We start from the raw sequence: 15196 nt of genomic DNA on the forward strand, positions 1-15196 counted from the left end.
CTGCGGCTGGCGGCACCGGGGCACGACCGTGCAGGATGCGGGGGCGGGTGGGCTGCGTCCGGCCGCCCCGGGCTGTCCCGCACGGACGGCACGCCATACGATGGGAACAATCGGACAGTTGTCCGTTACCCGGAAAACGTAACGGACAACTGTCCGTTTAACAAGGGCCGGGTTTCGGCCACCACCGCGAGGAGGGCCAGTGGGCCAGAACAAGGAAACGCCTCTGCGCTCGGACGCGCAGCGCAACCGTGCGCGCATCCTGGAGGTGGCGCTGGCCGAACTGACCCGCTCGGCGGACACCCCGCTGAGCACGATCGCCAAGAAGGCGGGCGTCGGGCAGGGGACCTTCTACCGCCACTTCCCCACCCGTGAGGCCCTGGTCCTGGAGATCTACCGCCACGAGATGCAGCAGGTCGCCGACACCGCGGCCCCGCTGCTGTGCAGCCGGGAACCCGACCGGGCGCTGCGCGAGTGGATGGACGAGCTCGCCCGGTTCGCCATGACCAAGGCAGGGCTGGCCGATGCGATCCGGCAGGCGACCGGCGCACCGGGCACGCAGAAGCCGGGCCACGCCCCGGTGACGGAGGCGGCCGAGTGCCTGCTCCGCGCCGCCGAGCGGGCCGGCGCCATCCGCCCCGGGATCACGGTGGACGACCTGTTCCTCGCCATCGGGGGCTTGTGGACACTCGACCCGCGCGGTGACTGGCAGCCCCGGGCGACCCTCCTGCTGGACCTCGTCATGGACGCGCTCCGCGTCGGAGCGCCCGGGCGGTGACGTGCCGGGGCCGTCAGGGGCGCCGACCTGCCGCGGTGAGGGCGCCGGGGTCGCTCGTCAGGCCGGCGTCGGAAAGGCCGGGTCCCGCAGTTCCGCCGGGGCTGCCGCCACCGCTGGGCGGGCTTCGGCTCCGCTTCTGATGCAGACCAGGAACTCGCGGTGGGGTTGCCGGTGCAGCGGACACGGCTGAGGGGCAGTTCCGGGCCGGGCGGGAACGAGCGCGACGCCGAGGCCGACGGCGACCAGCAGGAGCAGTTGGCCGCGGTGCGGACCGAGTCGGCCGCGGTGCGGACTGCCTGCGCCCAGGAGCTGGGGCACCCCGTCGACCGGGACGCCCCCGCCTCCCACCGGGACGACCTGGAAGAGGAGCACGAGGCGCCCTCCGAGCCGTGGACGGCCGGCGGTGTGCCGGCGGGTGTCGGCTGCCTGGCGGCGGTCCTCGTGTTCCTCGCGATCCGGATGAACGGACTCGTTGCCCTCTTCGACTGAGCCACGCCGTTCCGGCGGTCTCCTCAGCCCCCGAGGTGGGAGATCACGGTCTCCAGCCTCGCGGCCAGGGCGTCGAGGTCCTGCTCCGAGTACGGCCCCTGCCCCGCCTGGCGGGTGAGGTCCTCACCGGACATGACTTCGAGGGCCCCGGCGTACCGCTGCGATCCCAGCTCGCCGGCGGGCACCACACGGGCCCGGCCCTCCAGGACGACGAGGGTGGATCCGTCGTCGCGGGAGGCGAGCAGTTCCCGCACATGGTCACGGGTGATCAGCCGCAGGTCCTCGCCCTCCTGCGCTGTGCCACCCTCCGGGGCCCCGCTCCTGCCGCCTGCGGCCTCTCCGACTCCGCTCTCCCCGGCCTCGGACTTCTCGACGTCGGCCGGCGGGTCGCCGTACGCCGTCCCGGATCCGCCCGGCTCGGCCCCCGCGTACGGGAAGGCGTCCCGCTTTCCCTCGGTCCGGGACGGTGTCTGCTCTCTCATCGGTGTGTCACCCCTGTCGTCGCGGTGCTGCGGTCGGCTGCCGGGAGCGCTTCTCGCGAAGGCGCCCCGGGTACCCGGGGCGCACCTGCCCATTCGGGCGCCGAAGCCCGGCGCTCCGGTGCTTGCGGGAATCTCGTCCGGGCACTCGGGGACCGTGGTGAGGACACGGCGATACGCGGTGGCGGCGTCGAGCCGCTGGTGGGACGAGGAGGACGGACGCTGGCTGCCCGCCGGGGAGGTGCACGCCTGGGAGCAGGGCACGAACCAGTCGGCGTGCGGACTGTCCCTGCACCGGTCGCAGCTGTCCCGTTTCGCGGGCGTCGCCTGGCCGGACATCCTGCCCGAGTCCGGGGGCGCCGCCGACGCCGTCCGGCGGGTCTGCCCCCGTTGCGCCTCCGCGGCGGGACGACGCAACCCGGACGTCCGCCGGGACCGCCGACGGGCACATCACCGGCCGTAGGAAGCGGCGGGGACCTTCCGCGGGTTTCGCCGCGCCACCGGAACCGGATGCGGCGGAGAGCTTCCGCCGGGTGACTGCGCCGCCGGACGCGCGGCTGCCCCGTTCACGTGCCGATGCCGTCCCTCGCGTCCTGGCGCAGCCCGTCATGCCCCGATGCCGGTGCCGGGCGTGTCGTCGGACGCCGGCCAGACGTCGAAGCCCCCGTGCCCGTCGAACCGGACGGCGAACACGGCGTCGAAGCCGTCCCGGCGCGACGGCCGGCGCAGCCGCCGCGCTGTCGCCAGGACGCCGACGTCGGGGACGCGGGCCCGTCCCGTGCGTGCGGCGTTGCGCCGCAGCGACCCCGGCAGGTCCGGCGGGAACCAGTACGCGACGACGGTGGCGCCGTGGGTGCGGCCCGCTTCCACCAGCGGGGCCCACTCCTCGGGGGACGGGTTGGTGTTGTCGACCACCACGGATCGGCCCGCGGTCAGCGCCTGCCCGATCAGCGACATCTGCCGGGTCTGCTTGCGGCGGACACTCCGGGGGAAGAGGTCCTTGCTCACCAGTTCGTACCGCTCCCGCAGGCACTGCCCGTGGAAGGCGGACTTCCCTGACGCCTGCAACCCGACCAGCACGGCCAGCACGGCCACGCCCCTCACCTCCCGCCCGCCGCTGAGTGCTGTCTCCCCGGTCACCTTCGTACCCGGACGAGGAGAGCGGCGAGGCGGCCCCGGGGACTGCGGCTGCCCGCCGTTCGCAGCGCCCGGCACTCGGCGGCGGCACCGGGTGACAACACCTCCCTGCCCGTGGCACCTGCCGTGCTTCGGCTCGGCGTCCGGGGCGCGCGGGCTGTTCGGGGCCCGGACGCCACAGCTCGAACTCCAGGTGCTCGATGTCGGTGAAGCGGACCTCCTCCATGCTGCTGCCGGCGCCGGGTCAGCGGCCTTCACGCACCTGGAAGGAAGAGGCAGAACGGGTGGCCGTGAGGGTCGCGGAGGACCCGCACGTCCTTCTGAGGCTGATACTCCTGCAGCGTCGCGCCCAGGGCGCAAGCCCGTTCGGTCTCCGCCTCGAGGTCGTCGACTTGCAGGTCCAAATGCGCCTGCATCTGCTGCGTACCGGGGCGCTGCGGCCACGTCGGAGCAGTGTGATCGGCCTCCAACTGGAAGCTGAGACTGGGGCGTTCCTGGTCCGGCGCCTTCAAACGAACCCATTCCGGCTCTCGATCGACTTCCTGCCAGCCGAGCAGGGCCCGGTAAAAGTCAGCCAACGCGGGCGGGTCGGGAGTACCGAGAACGAAGGCACCGAGCGTTGTAGTCATGTATCCAGCCTTGCCCCGACACCCGCCCTCACGCATCCGGGTGTCCCGCCGTCCCGTGACCGACGTGACGCCGGCCGGTGCCGCTGGACAGTTCACCCACGCATGACCGAAGTGGAACGGCCACCGCGCCCGGCTCGCCCGCTACCGCGACGGTCATATCCTGCTGCGCTCCCGCTGCGGCACCGACGTGACGTCCTCGTCGATGACGCCGCCGTCCTCGCTGAACCCCGCAGACCCGCAGTGACCGGGCAACGGCAGACCGGACCGCGGTACCGCGTCCGGACGGGGGCGAGCGCGGCGAGGGACGACAAGGCCGCGGTGCTCAAGCCGGCAGGGCGGAGGCGGTCTCCTCGGTCATGACGATGTGCCTGTCGGTGGTGAGGTCGGAGTGTTCCGTCCAGCCGTGGCGCTCCCAGAACCTCGACGCGCCCTCCCAGCCGTCGTCCCCCTTGAAGACCTTGAGGTGGACGCCCGGGCAGTCCTGACGGGCGAGCTCCTGGACCGCATACCGGACGAGCCGGGAGCCATGGCCGCCACCGCGGTGATTCTCGTCGGTGACCAGGTACTCCAGGGAGACCGGCCGGGTGCGGCCGGCGATCGTCCGCGGGCTCTTCCACCCGACGGTGAGCACGGCGATGACGACACCGCCGGACTCGATCACCCGTCCCCCGCGACGGGCGCGCAGTCCGTGTTCCTCGTACTGCTGCAGGTCCTCGCTCCAGCGGACCACATCGCTCTCCTGCCACGTGGGGACCTGAGCCAGCAGCCGGACCACCTCAGGAGCGTCGGCGGAAGCAGCCGTACGAGGCGGAACGGCGACGGGGTGAGGGGGTGCGGCCGCCTCCGTCCGAGTGGCCGATCCAGAACGGGCTCAACCGTGCGGACGTCGATGCCGGGCACACCGGTGAGTGCTGGGCAGCGGCCAAGAACGGCCGGTGCCGTCCGGGCGCACGGCTGCAGGCGCTGGGGCACTGCGACAGCAGGTGCCCGCCTGCGTCCGCTGCAGGCCTGACACGGCCCTCGGCATCCCCGACTAGTAGCTGTCGTAGCCGGGCTCACCGTTCGGCCGGTAGACGCCGACGATGGTGCCGCCCTTCGTCGTCGAGACGCTGACCGGCTCCAGCGCGGTGGGGACCGCTCCGTCGGCGAACAGCCGCTTGCCGGTACCGATGATCACCGGATGGATGGTCAGCCGGTACTCGTCGACGAGGCCGTGCCGCATGAGGGTCTGGGCGAGGTCGGCGCTGCCGACGACGTTGATGTCGCCGCCGTCGGACGCCTTCAGCCTGCGTACGGCATCGACGGTGTCGCCCTCCAGCAGCGTGGAGTTGCGCCACTCGAGGGACGTCAGGGTCCGGGACGCCACGTACTTGTGCATGCTGTTCATCCGATCGGTGAACGGGTTGCCGGGATCGGCGGTCGGCCAGTACGACGCGAAGATCTCGTACGTCCTGCGGCCGAGCAGCATCGCGTCGGAGTGCTCGTACCAACCGGCGATGGCCGCGCCGACCTCGTCGTCGGCCACCGGTTTCTGCCAGCCGCCGTGCTCGAAGCCGCTCTCTGTGTCCTCGTCCGGACCGCCCGGCGCCTGCATGACGCCGTCCAGCGTCAGGAACGTGCACACGATGATCTCGCGCATGGTGCGCTCCCTTCGTTGACGGGTAGACCGCACCACCGCCGGAAACTCATCGGCGAAACGTCCGCGGCGCCGTGCTGCGGTGTCCGGCCGCCGGGCGGCTGCTCCCTGCTCGACGGGGCTGCCGGTGGTCGGCGTAGAGGGCATCACGGCATGACGTGGTCTTTGCCGGAGCCGATGCCGGCCGTGGCCGTCGCCGGGGCCGTCCGGCTGCAGGTCGACCGTGATGCCGAACTGGTGCATCAGTTCGGCGAAGGTTCCCGGGCGCTCTCGCGTAGGACGTCGTCCTCGTCGGCGGGGGTCACCCGGGCAGCCACCGGCTGGATGCGGCGGGGCCGACGGGCCCGGTCGGGGATGTGCCTGAAACTGCCGTGTTCGGTGACGACGGGCGTCAGGGGCGGCGCCCCGCCGGCACGTTGTCCGTGGCAGTCCAGGTGTAGCGTCCTTGACATGGACTCTCGCACCACCGTTGAGCGCGCTCAACGCCTCAAGCAGCTGCACGCCGAGTACAAGCCGCTCGTGCTGCCGACCGTCTGGGACGTCTGGTCCGCGCGGACGGCGGCCGCCGCCGGGTTCCCCGCGCTGACGATCGGCAGTCATCCGCTCGCCGACTCCCGGGGGGCCGACGACCACGAGGGGCAGACCTTCGAGGAGGTGCTCACCGCCGTCAGGCCGATCATCGCGGCGGTCGACGTCCCCGTGTCCGTGGACCTGGAGTCCGGGTACGGACAGGAGCCCGCGGATCTCGTCGCCGGGCTCATCGAGGTCGGCGGTGCCGGTCTCAACATCGAGGACACCGTCCACTCGGACGGCGGCCGCGTGCGCAGCACGCAGGAGCACGCGAGCTACGTCGCCGGCCTGCGCGCGGCGGCTGACGACGCGGGGGTCCCGGTCTGGGTGAACGGGCGCACCGACCTCTTCCTGCACGCGAAGGATGCTTCCGGCGTCCTCGACGAGGCGATCGAGCGACTGCGGGCTCTGGAGCAGGCCGGCGCCGACAGTGTCTACCCGGTGGGTATTCAGGACGACGACGACCTGCTCGCGGCGGTGACCGGTGCCGTCGCCGTTCCCGTGAACTCCACGGCCCATCCCGTCAGGCACGATCGTGAGCGCTTCCGCCGCCTGGGCGTCGGCCGGATCACCTACGGCCCGCTGCTGCAACTCGCGATGACGGACGCGATGAAGGACATGCTCGGGCCGTGGGCACGCTGAGGAGCCGACCGAGTGACGGGGCCGGCCGTCGGTGTCCTTCACCGCACGGCGGAAGTGACGCATGTGCTTGTCGAACTCGGCTGCGCCGAAAGGGACTTCCTCGGTGCGGTCGTCGGCCTCGACGGACGACAGCGGCCGCCTGGCCTTCGGGGCGATGAGGCCGGTGTCTGCCCGCGCACACCCCGCGCCGGGGTTCTTCCACGTGCCCGTCGCGGGGAGGGCGACCTCGGTGACGTACCGATCCCGTCGGCGTGTCGACTCAGGCCGCGCGGCCGCGAAGGCTTCGGCCGGTTCACCGGCCATCAGGTGGGGGCCGGCTTCGGGCGGGTCGTCGTGACGACCGTCATCGCGTGCGAGGAACTCGGGTGGCCCGTGCTCTTGGGCAAGGCGCCCCTCGCTCTTCCAGGAGGCGAAGCATCGCCCGGTGCCGCTCGACGCCGACACCACGGTGCTCGTCAACGGCGCCGCGGGCGGCGTGGGGCACTTCGCGCTGCAACCGGCGAGAGGAAAGGGCGCACGTGTCGTCGCGGTGGCGACGGGCGCCCGCGAACCGTTCCTGAGCGAGCTCGGCGCCGACCGGTTCATCGGCTGCACCAAGAGCCGTCCCGAGGAACTCGTGCGCGACGTCGACCTCGTTGTCGACAGCGTCGGCGGCCCCGGCAGCAGGCGCTTCCTGCGCACGCTCAAGAGCGGCGGCGCCCGGTTCCCCGTCCTCCCCGGGGACTTCGGCGAAGAAGAGACCGCGAAGCCGGGCGTCACGGTCTCCAGCGCCCGGGTCCGCTCCGACGGCGTACAGCTCGCCGAACCGGGACGCCTGCTCGACGCGGGCACGGTCCGCGTCGCGATCGACAGCACGTACGCGCTCGCGGACGCCCGAACAGCACACGAACGCGCCGCCCGAGGACACATCCAGGGCAAGATCGTGCTCACGGTCGCCCGGTGACGGGCCGTTCCGGGGAGCGGGCAGCCCGGCGGTGGTGCCCGGGGAAGCCGACGGGCAAAGCGGCGGGTCTCTTCGGCCGTGGCCGGCGCCTGCGCCGGCCGGCGGGCTGACGCGGGCCGGACGGGCTGACGCGGGCCGGACGGGGCATCCGCAACTGCACCAGGAACAGCCCACCCACCGGGAGCCACCCGTGACCCGACACCTCGCCCTCGCTCGCGCCTGCCGCACCCTCGCCCTCACCGAACTGGCTGCCGCGGCCTGGCTCCTCGTCCACCACGAGTGGCTGCTCGGCATCCTCGTCGCCTGGGCCGCGCCCAGCCTGCTCGCCGCCGACGCCGTATGCCGGTGCGCACACCACCGCGCGCGGGCCGAGGCGCAGCGCGCGGCACGGCTGGAGGCCGGCGAGCAGGTCCGGCCGCTCACGCCGTGCTGCCCGTTCTGGAAGCACTCCGACGGCCAGGTCCACGGACCGGGCTGCACCCGCCCGCCCCTGCCCCGCCGCGACACCTACCGCCTCGACGACGCCGGCCGAGCCGCGTTCGACGAGATCGTCCGCCACTACAACGACCGGAGTGCGGCCTGACCGGCCCGTCGTCCGCGCCGAGCCGAAGGTGCGGAGGCGGCCTGGTCGTCGCGGGACACGACGTCGGTGACGCAGGCCGTGGAGGCCGCCGACGAGAAGCAGCCGGGCAAGACCATCGCGTGGTGCTGCCGGAACCTCACGGGTCCGCCGTGGAGGGTGAGGGCGGCGGCATCTCCTTCGGTGACAGCTCAGCGTGGATGTCGACGGTGTCCTGGCTCGCGGTGAGCGTCGCACCATTGCGGCGCAGGGCGCCAAGTGCCGCCGTGTGGTGAGCTTTGGTGTCCGCGACCACGGCCCGTGCACCGGCTCTCGCGGCTTCGCCGAGGAGGATGCGGAGGGTGGCGGTGCCGATTCCGCGGCCGCGATGTGACCGACCGAGCCACATACCGGTTTCCAGGACGTCGTGGCCGGCGCGGAGAGCCAGACGGGCCGATCCCACGATTTCCCCGTCGTGGGTGATCGCGAACGTGGACTCGCGCAGCGGGCCGGCGAGTCCGGGGAAGCGGGCCCGGTGCCAGTCGCGGAAGGCTTCCCGTCGTTGCGTCGTCCATCCTGGTGGACCGGCCACGGGAAGCATGACCTCTTCGGGCGCCGCGTCCTCGACGGCCACCGCGAGGAGTTCTTCGAGGCTTTCCTCGTCCACCTGCAGCACTTCCACCCGGCCGACCATGCCGCTTCCCCTCCGCTGTGCCGGACACCCGTTGTCGATTTTCACGTTCTGTGCGGTGTCGCGCCAGCGGCTTCCCACCGGAGGCCTCTCCCCCGGTGTCCACGGCGCGGTGGCGGTCGTCGCGCAGGACGGCCCTTGCCGGCGGTCGTTCCCCCTGGTGGTCGCCCCGGTCCCGGAACAGGGGGCTGCGGCTGTCACGACGGCCGTGCAGTCGAAGGCCGTGGGGCTCGGAGCGTGGCCCGCAGACGGCTCACCGTGAGCAGGACGCTTCCCCCGTAGCGGTGACAGGCCGTCGATCACCGTCTGGCGTCGAACTCGGCCTCATCGCCCAGGACTGCCGGCTGCCTCGACAGTGGCGAGCGGGTGGTCACGCTCCCGGAACGGCCGGCCGGGTACGGCCGCGGTCACCCGGCGCGCTGGGTCGCCTCCCCCGCCTGGGCGGGCACGGCGGGCAGGGGGACGGTGCAGGAGGCGCAGCGTCGGGCCTGGGCGGGAACGGGGCTGAGGCATTCGGGGCAGTCCCGCTTGGGTGCCTGGACGTCGTGGTGCGGGGCGAGGCGTTCGTGCAGCTTGTTGATCGGCAGCACGACCAGGAAGTACAGCGCGGAGGCGAGGAGGAGGAAACTGATCGCCGCGTTGATGAAGGCGCCGTAGGGAAACCTGATGGCGCCCACGGTGAAGGTCTTGTGGCTCATGTCGCCCGTGGCGCCGGTGGCCAGCCCGACCAGCGGAGTCAGGAAGGCACTCACGAAACCGTTGACCACGGCGGTGAACGCCGCCCCGATGACGATACCGACGGCCAGGTCGACCACGTTGCCGCGCAGAATGAAGCTGCGGAAGCCCTTCACCTTCTCACTCCTTGAGGCTCTTCGACGTCGACGGACGGAACCCGGGGTGCGGCCGGCCCGTCTCCTCCCCGGATGCCCTGCCGCGCCTCACCGACGCCTGCGGGAAGCGGACACCGGCGCTCTGGTGGGCCGAAACCGGCAAGGACGGCGGGCACGTCCGCGGACACCGGTGTGTCGCGGGACATCCGCAGGCCCCGGAACGGCACTGTCACGTCGGCTGAAGGGGACGGGGCGGTCTTCGGGCCGACCACGCTGGAGGGGGCGTCGTCCGTGGAGGGTGCGTCGCCGTCGTACAGGGGTCACCGACACCCGGTCGAGTGGTGCGAAGGTCCGGACCCCATGGTGCCCGTCGCCCAGCTGTACGTGCGCGACATCCCCCTGCTGCTGCCGCCCGGTCAGGCCGATCTGCTCCAGGCGCTGTGGTGTCCCTTCGAGCAACCGCAGCCGTTGCGCCGGTCGGCAGCCCTGTTCAACCGGCGGCGGATCACGGTCTGCACCCGGGCCGAGGTCCACCGCTCATCGGCGAAACCGTGCGCGGCCGGTTACCGGGGCGCGCTCGGCCGGTTGCGCGCCGGACAGACCACGGTGCCCTTGCCGGGGCAGCTGCCTCACACCACCGGCCCGGCCCTCGCACCACCGGCCCCACCGTGAAAACCTCAGTGAAGGTGGGGTGTGTCAGCGGCAGTCCTGGTGGAGGTCGGTGCAGGTGTCGCGGCCCTCGCCGGTGCGGATGCGCACTGCGGCGCGGCCGGCCGGGCGGCAGGGGTCGGGGGTCGGGGGTGCGGGTGTGGCCGGATGCGTCCTCGAGGATCCGGGCGTCGAGGACGCGTCCCAGGAGCGCTGCTGTGAGGAGAGGACGTTGCTGTTCAGGCGCCGACGGCGGTGACGCCGAACATCAGGGTCCGGCGGCTGACGTCGTAGTGCACGGTCGGTGTGCTGCGCAGGAGGTCCTGGAGCACGTCGGCGTCGTCGACGTCGACGGTCAGTACCTCTTCCCAAGCGCCTTCATCGAGGACGAGTTGCAGGGTGAGCGTGCCCGGGGCAGCGGGCTCGCCCGCGACCCAGCTGAACTGGTAGTGGCTGAGCTGGCGCACTTTGATGCTGTCGTCCGTCACCGGTTGCGTCACCTTGGTCGTGGCGGCTCTGGGCATGACGTCTCTCCTCGTGTGAATGGTGGCGGGTGCGCACGGCGGACTGTGTCCACTGCGCACCTGGCGGCCGGGGTGCACGACATACGCGTCCCTGCGGGCGCAGGGCGTTGAGACCAGGCTCAGGGGGATCGGCGGCACCTGCCAGACGGGGCGCGCAATCGGTCGAATCCCACCCCTCAGGCCTGGGCGGACACCCCCTGCGCCACCGGTGACTTCGACCGGTCCGGCGGCGGCGGCGCGGCAACTACCCGGCCGAGCACCACCGGCACGCGACAGGATCGGGCTAGTGGAAGGTGCGGTGGGCCGCTCGTTCCCGTCGGTGAGCCAGCGCCGGATGTCACGTTCGAGGGCCGGCGCTCCCACACCGAACTGATGACCCCAGGTCGGCCCACCACCCGCTGACCAGGAAAACCACACCTGGACAACGTATTGCGGGGGCTGGGCATCGGGTGGACGTAGAGCCGGATGTCGAAAGGGCCGGCCGGAACAGCCTGCGGCCGGTCGCGGCCGCTCCGGAGCGAGCGGAGCGGCCGCGACGGGCGTGATGGTCGGCGGGGGTCCGTAAGCGTCAGCGGGCCGTGCCGAAGTCCTGCGTCCAGTAGTTGCCGGGCTGTGCCACCCCCACGCCGATCTCCTTGTAGCCGCAGTCCAGGATGTTGCGCTTGTGGCCGGCGCTGGCCATCCAGCCCGCCATGACCTGCTCGGGCGTGGAGTACCCGTACGCGACGTTCTCGCCGTAGGTGCTCCAGAGGTAGCCCACGCGCGTGATCCGCTGTCCCGGGTCGGACCCGTCGGAACCGGTGTGCGACATGGTGTTGTGGCTCGCCATGTCCGCGCTGTGGGCCTGGGCGGCCTGCGAGAGCTTCGCGTTCAGGGTGACCGGGGAGCAACCCGCCTTGGCGCGCTCGCTGTTGACCAGGGCGACCACGCGGGTGACGGCGGCGGACGCGGGGGTCGCCGTGGCGGCGGGGGTCGTGGTGGCGGGTGGCTTCGGTGCGGCGGTCGTCGGCGAGGAGGGCGCGGCGGGGGGCTTCGGTGCGGCGGTGGTCCTCGTCGGGGCGGGCGGGGTGGTCGTCTTCGAGACGGGCGCCCTGGGCTTCTGCGGGACGGGCGCCGCAGTTCCGGGAGAGGTCGTCGGCGAGGCCGAGGGCGAGGCCGTCGCCGTGGGCTTCGCGGTCCGGACGCCCCACCCCCGGTGTCCGTCCCAGGACGCCTTCCTCCCGTCCGTCCAGTGACCGCGGGACGTGGCGGTGACGGACTCGGCTTCTGCGTCGCCCATGCACGCCATGGCGGCCGACGGCACCGCCACCGCGCCCATCGCCAGGACGGCGATGGCTATGGGCCGGCGGCGCGTCTTCCTGCGGTGCTTTCGGTGGTTCCTCATGCGGACCTCGTTCGGTCGTCTCTCCTCGCGTCTCCGGCAGGCTCGGTTTCGCCCAGACACTGTGCTTGACCTGCGGAGAACGCCGTGCGGGGCCGTCATTGTTAAAAGCCGCGTGAGGGCACGGCAACGGGGGCTTCCACTACCTCGCCTAGTAGGCGAGGGGACCCTTGAATCCGGCCCGGGATTGTGCCGGGCCGCCGCGCCGGACGCCGGCGGCGCCTCACGCGCCGTCAGAAGGACGGCAGGGGCGGCCCGGCGGCTCGAGGCCGGTGCCCCCGGCCGGTGACCTCGGCCGAGGTGCCGCGTATGCCTGCTTCCATACGCCAGATCCGTCTATGTCGCCCGCACGCCACGTACTATCGCGGCACGTTGATGGGGATCGGGCGCGTGAGGGATGTCACTGACTTTCCCCGCAACCCTTTCGGCGCCCGGCGTGCGGGGCGATGCGGTCGGCGCGGGAACACGTTTGCGGCGGGCCGGCAGGCCTGCCGCCTCGAGGACGCCTGTCGCACGCGCGTGCGGCGAGGACGTTTCCAGCAGGAGGACCAGGTGGCGTCGCCGGGCCGGGAGCCGGGAGCCGGGAGCGTCCAGGAAACCGGGGACGATCCTTGCGCCGGTCCGCGCGCGACGTCGTCGACGACGAGGCCCGGCCCGCTTGCGTACATCTCGGTGGAACGAGCGTCCGGCCGGAGCCGAGCGGGCATGGACCGAGTGCCTGCGCGAGGCGGATCCCGTCGTGCGCGAGCCGCGCCGTCCTTTCGGCGTCGGTGAAGGACTGCGTCGGCCGGCCGCGGACGCCGGGCACGTCCCGTCCGTGCCGGGTCGGCCCGCCGGCGCCCACGCCCGTCACCGGACGCGGGACGCGGGCGTGCGAAGCACTACCGGGGGGCGAGGCGCGCCTCGGTCTCCTCGATGGGCACGTCGTGTCCGGCCTCGCACCGCACCGCGGGCACGAGCGGGGCGCCGCAGCCGGCGTGTGCGAGTTCGACCCCGCCGTGCACGCCTTCCTCCGTGGTCCGCCCCCATCGCATCAGCGCGACGAAGAGCGGGAACAGCGCCCGGCCCCGGTCGGTCAGCACGTACTCGTAGCGGGTGCGTGCGCCCGGTTCGCGATAGGGGCTTCGCTCCATCAGCCCGTCGGCCACCAGCTGCCGCAGCCGCTTGGAGGCGACCGTTTCGGCGAGACCGGTGCGTCTCACCAGGTCGTCGAAGCGGCGCCCGCCGTAGAACGCCTCCCTGACCAGCATCATCGCCGAGCGGGTGCCGACCACCTCCAGAGAGCGCTCCATGGCGCACCAGCCGGCCGCCGTGAAGGCGTCCCGGTCGGCGAACGCGCCCGTGCGCGTGAACACCGTGTCTTCGCCGTGCAGGTCAACGCGTTCCATGACCCCATTCTACCCTGGCTAGCTTTTCCGACAGTCAGGCTGCTACGTTCCTGGCTATGCCAAACGCAAGCCAGCCGTCCGCGGCGGACGCCGCGCACCCCCGCGTCCGAACCGCTCCGTCCCTTGCCGCACCTTCAGCCGGGCACTCGGACACACCCGCTCGCCCCTGGCCCGGCGTGCTCACCGTGTGCCTCGGCGTGATGATGGCGTTCGTCAACGTCTCGTCCACGATCGGCGCGCTCGGCGCCATCCAGCAGGACCTGCACCCCTCGGCGAGCACGCTGGTCTGGGTGACCAGCGCCTACTCCCTGGTCGTCGCCAGCCTGGTGATGTCCGCCGGCACACTCGCCGACCTGATCGGCCGCCGCGCGGTCTTCCTCGGCGGAGCAGTGGTCTTCACCGCCGGCAGCGCGCTCGCCTTCACCGCCGACAGCACCGGGCTGCTGATCACCGCGCAGGCGGTCATGGGCCTGGGCGGCGCGGCCGTCCTGCCCGCCAGCCTGTCGATCGTCAGCCACTCCTTCACCGACCCGCACCAGCGGACCAGAGCGATCGGCGCCTGGGCCAGTTGCTCCGGCCTCGGCCTCGCCGTCGGCCCGCTCGGCGCCGGCCTGCTCCTGGGCCACTTCACGTGGCACGCGGTGTACCTGATCGACGTCGTCATCGGCGCGCTCGCCGTGATCCTCACGCCGTTCCTGGTGACCGAGTCCAAGCACCCGACCCGGCGACTGGACCTCCCCGGAGTCCTCCTGGGCACCGTCGCGATCGCCTCGGCGACCTACGCGATCATCGAGGGCGGCTCCTCCGGCTACACCTCCGGCCGCATCATCACCATGTACGCCGTCTTCGCCGTCTCTCTCGTGCTGTTCCTGACCGCCGAGGCGCGCCACCGCGACCCCATGCTGGACCTGCGCCTGTTCCGCAACCCCTCGTACACCGCGGTGATGGGCGTCGCCGCGGCCTCCATGTTCGGTTTCGTCGGCACCTCGCTGCTCGCCGTCCTGTACATGGAACGCGTCCAGCAGTTGTCCGCACTGGCCACCGGCGTCCGCCTGCTGGCCATGTTCGCCACCTACATCGCGGTCAGCGCGCTCGCCGGACGCCTCGTCCAGAAGGTGGGCTTCACCCTCATGCTGACCGCGGGCCTCGTCGTCCTGGGCGCCGGAGCCCTCGCCCTGCTGGCCATCGGTCCCTTCACCGGCTACGGCGCCCTGTGGCCCGGTCTGCTGGTCGCAGGAATCGGATCCGCGCTGTTGACCGCGCCCTCGACCGCCGCCGCGGTCAACAGCGTTCCGCGGCTGCAGGCCGGCATGGCCAGCGCCACGGTCAACATGTTCCGCCAGATCGGCTCCGTCCTCGGCCCCAGCATCCTCGGCACCATCGTCACCACCCGTTTCCCCCACTACCTCGAAGACCGGCTGGTCTCCGCAGACGTCCCGGCCCCGGACGCCGCCCGCATCACCGCCGGCGCCGTCCACGGCGACAACGGCGCCGAGCTGCCCGCCCGACTCGCCCACACCGTCACCGACGCCGCCGCCCGCGCCTTCACCGACGCCGTCCACCTCGGACTGCTCATCGCAGGCATCATCCTGCTCGTCATCGCGGTACCCACCGCGGTCTTCGTACGGCACCGCAACACGGCAACCTGACGCGGCCAAGACGCACCGAGCAACGACGCAGGACTCCCGACAGGCCCGCCCGGCAGGTGTGATCCGTCCGCGCCCGCCGGCTGCGGTGTCCGACCACGTGCACGCGCCGACCCGGGCAGCGCCGGGACCGACTCGGCAACGCCCTCGTGAACCACCTGAACGGCGACCCCCGGCGGAATCAGGTGCTCCGGCGCCGTCGGCCTCCTCTTGCGGTGGCTGCTGGACG

At 72.4% G+C, this 15196-nt stretch carries 17 protein-coding genes and 1 pseudogene; 8 read left to right on the top strand and 10 right to left on the bottom strand.

Features of this window, described 5'->3' with window-relative positions:
* The first annotated feature begins 199 nt into the window (after positions 1 to 199).
* Together AB0N31_RS04950 and AB0N31_RS04955 are read left to right on the top strand one after the other, a co-directional pair.
* Entirely contained in the window at positions 200 to 775 is a 576-nt protein-coding gene (locus AB0N31_RS04950) for a TetR/AcrR family transcriptional regulator (RefSeq protein WP_366056936.1), read from the top strand.
* 159 nt (positions 776 to 934) lie between these two features.
* Complete coding sequence (locus AB0N31_RS04955; RefSeq protein WP_366056937.1) at positions 935 to 1264, top strand: DUF6584 family protein; 330 nt, start codon at positions 935 to 937, stop codon at positions 1262 to 1264.
* A 23-nt stretch (positions 1265 to 1287) separates the two neighbouring features.
* On the opposite strand, the gene AB0N31_RS04960 is transcribed toward AB0N31_RS04955, so the two are convergent.
* On the bottom strand, positions 1288 to 1746 hold the full coding sequence (locus AB0N31_RS04960; RefSeq protein WP_366056938.1) for a hypothetical protein: 459 nt from the start codon (positions 1744 to 1746) through the stop codon (positions 1288 to 1290).
* Positions 1747 to 1900: 154 nt separating this feature from the next.
* Between AB0N31_RS04960 and AB0N31_RS04965 the strand changes: the two genes are divergently transcribed.
* Positions 1901 to 2206 (top strand): hypothetical protein, encoded by a 306-nt coding sequence (locus tag AB0N31_RS04965; RefSeq protein ID WP_366056939.1) that lies wholly within the window; start codon positions 1901 to 1903, stop codon positions 2204 to 2206.
* Positions 2207 to 2349: 143 nt separating this feature from the next.
* Here AB0N31_RS04965 and AB0N31_RS04970 read toward each other — a convergent pair whose 3' ends face one another.
* The 4 genes from AB0N31_RS04970 to AB0N31_RS04985 form a co-directional block, all read right to left on the bottom strand.
* A complete protein-coding gene (locus AB0N31_RS04970; RefSeq protein ID WP_366056940.1) occupies positions 2350 to 2838 on the bottom strand; it encodes an ATP-binding protein in 489 nt (162 codons plus the stop codon).
* A 296-nt stretch (positions 2839 to 3134) separates the two neighbouring features.
* Positions 3135 to 3509: a VOC family protein gene (locus AB0N31_RS04975; protein WP_366056941.1), complete on the bottom strand. Its 375-nt coding sequence runs from the start codon at positions 3507 to 3509 to the stop codon at positions 3135 to 3137.
* Positions 3510 to 3831: 322 nt separating this feature from the next.
* Complete coding sequence (locus AB0N31_RS04980) at positions 3832 to 4284, bottom strand: GNAT family N-acetyltransferase (RefSeq protein WP_366056942.1); 453 nt, start codon at positions 4282 to 4284, stop codon at positions 3832 to 3834.
* A gap of 258 nt (positions 4285 to 4542) precedes the next feature.
* A complete protein-coding gene (locus AB0N31_RS04985) occupies positions 4543 to 5148 on the bottom strand; it encodes a dihydrofolate reductase family protein (protein WP_366056943.1) in 606 nt (201 codons plus the stop codon).
* Positions 5149 to 5595: 447 nt separating this feature from the next.
* Between AB0N31_RS04985 and AB0N31_RS04990 the strand changes: the two genes are divergently transcribed.
* The 3 genes and pseudogenes from AB0N31_RS04990 to AB0N31_RS05000 all read left to right on the top strand — a co-directional run bounded on the left by AB0N31_RS04990 (position 5596) and on the right by AB0N31_RS05000 (position 7883).
* Positions 5596 to 6357, top strand: coding sequence for an isocitrate lyase/phosphoenolpyruvate mutase family protein (locus AB0N31_RS04990; protein ID WP_366056944.1), 762 nt, complete (start codon positions 5596 to 5598; stop codon positions 6355 to 6357).
* Positions 6358 to 6748: 391 nt separating this feature from the next.
* Positions 6749 to 7300, top strand: a pseudogene (locus AB0N31_RS04995) (zinc-binding dehydrogenase); the annotation flags it as partial.
* A gap of 190 nt (positions 7301 to 7490) precedes the next feature.
* Positions 7491 to 7883, top strand: a complete 393-nt coding sequence (locus tag AB0N31_RS05000) for a hypothetical protein (protein ID WP_366056945.1) — start codon at positions 7491 to 7493, stop codon at positions 7881 to 7883.
* A gap of 136 nt (positions 7884 to 8019) precedes the next feature.
* Here the strand turns inward: AB0N31_RS05000 and AB0N31_RS05005 are convergent, their stop codons facing one another.
* Together AB0N31_RS05005 and mscL are read right to left on the bottom strand one after the other, a co-directional pair.
* Positions 8020 to 8541 (bottom strand): GNAT family N-acetyltransferase, encoded by a 522-nt coding sequence (locus AB0N31_RS05005; protein ID WP_366056946.1) that lies wholly within the window; start codon positions 8539 to 8541, stop codon positions 8020 to 8022.
* A gap of 416 nt (positions 8542 to 8957) precedes the next feature.
* Positions 8958 to 9401, bottom strand: a complete 444-nt coding sequence (gene mscL, locus AB0N31_RS05010; protein ID WP_366056947.1) for a large conductance mechanosensitive channel protein MscL — start codon at positions 9399 to 9401, stop codon at positions 8958 to 8960.
* A gap of 339 nt (positions 9402 to 9740) precedes the next feature.
* Here mscL and AB0N31_RS05015 point away from each other — a divergent pair, with 339 nt between their 5' ends.
* Positions 9741 to 10052 (top strand): hypothetical protein, encoded by a 312-nt coding sequence (locus tag AB0N31_RS05015; RefSeq protein ID WP_366057027.1) that lies wholly within the window; start codon positions 9741 to 9743, stop codon positions 10050 to 10052.
* Between the two features lie 215 nt (positions 10053 to 10267).
* On the opposite strand, the gene AB0N31_RS05020 is transcribed toward AB0N31_RS05015, so the two are convergent.
* The 3 genes from AB0N31_RS05020 to AB0N31_RS05030 all read right to left on the bottom strand — a co-directional run bounded on the left by AB0N31_RS05020 (position 10268) and on the right by AB0N31_RS05030 (position 13321).
* Positions 10268 to 10552, bottom strand: a complete 285-nt coding sequence (locus AB0N31_RS05020; RefSeq protein WP_366056948.1) for a hypothetical protein — start codon at positions 10550 to 10552, stop codon at positions 10268 to 10270.
* 568 nt (positions 10553 to 11120) lie between these two features.
* On the bottom strand, positions 11121 to 11936 hold the full coding sequence (locus tag AB0N31_RS05025; protein WP_366056949.1) for a CAP domain-containing protein: 816 nt from the start codon (positions 11934 to 11936) through the stop codon (positions 11121 to 11123).
* 878 nt (positions 11937 to 12814) lie between these two features.
* Positions 12815 to 13321, bottom strand: a complete 507-nt coding sequence (locus AB0N31_RS05030) for a helix-turn-helix domain-containing protein (protein ID WP_366056950.1) — start codon at positions 13319 to 13321, stop codon at positions 12815 to 12817.
* Positions 13322 to 13497: 176 nt separating this feature from the next.
* On the opposite strand from AB0N31_RS05030, the gene AB0N31_RS05035 reads away from it, so the two are divergent.
* Entirely contained in the window at positions 13498 to 14970 is a 1473-nt protein-coding gene (locus tag AB0N31_RS05035) for an MFS transporter (RefSeq protein WP_366056951.1), read from the top strand.
* Positions 14971 to 15196: the final 226 nt, after the last annotated feature.

The sequence above is a fragment of the Streptomyces sp. NPDC051051 genome, from assembly GCF_040682975.1.
In the GTDB taxonomy this organism is placed as follows: domain Bacteria; phylum Actinomycetota; class Actinomycetes; order Streptomycetales; family Streptomycetaceae; genus Streptomyces.

Excerpts from the sequence above, each read along its gene's own strand:
- AB0N31_RS04985 (WP_366056943.1), bottom strand. The coding sequence starts at position 5,148 with ATGCGCGAGATCATCGTGTGCACGTTCCTGACGCTGGACGGCGTCATG.
- AB0N31_RS05025 (WP_366056949.1), bottom strand. The coding sequence starts at position 11,936 with ATGAGGAACCACCGAAAGCACCGCAGGAAGACGCGCCGCCGGCCCATA.
- AB0N31_RS04975 (WP_366056941.1), bottom strand. The coding sequence starts at position 3,509 with ATGACTACAACGCTCGGTGCCTTCGTTCTCGGTACTCCCGACCCGCCC.
- AB0N31_RS05020 (WP_366056948.1), bottom strand. The coding sequence starts at position 10,552 with ATGCCCAGAGCCGCCACGACCAAGGTGACGCAACCGGTGACGGACGAC.
- AB0N31_RS05030 (WP_366056950.1), bottom strand. The coding sequence starts at position 13,321 with ATGGAACGCGTTGACCTGCACGGCGAAGACACGGTGTTCACGCGCACG.
- AB0N31_RS04990 (WP_366056944.1), top strand. The coding sequence starts at position 5,596 with ATGGACTCTCGCACCACCGTTGAGCGCGCTCAACGCCTCAAGCAGCTG.
- AB0N31_RS05015 (WP_366057027.1), top strand. The coding sequence starts at position 9,741 with ATGGTGCCCGTCGCCCAGCTGTACGTGCGCGACATCCCCCTGCTGCTG.
- AB0N31_RS04960 (WP_366056938.1), bottom strand. The coding sequence starts at position 1,746 with ATGAGAGAGCAGACACCGTCCCGGACCGAGGGAAAGCGGGACGCCTTC.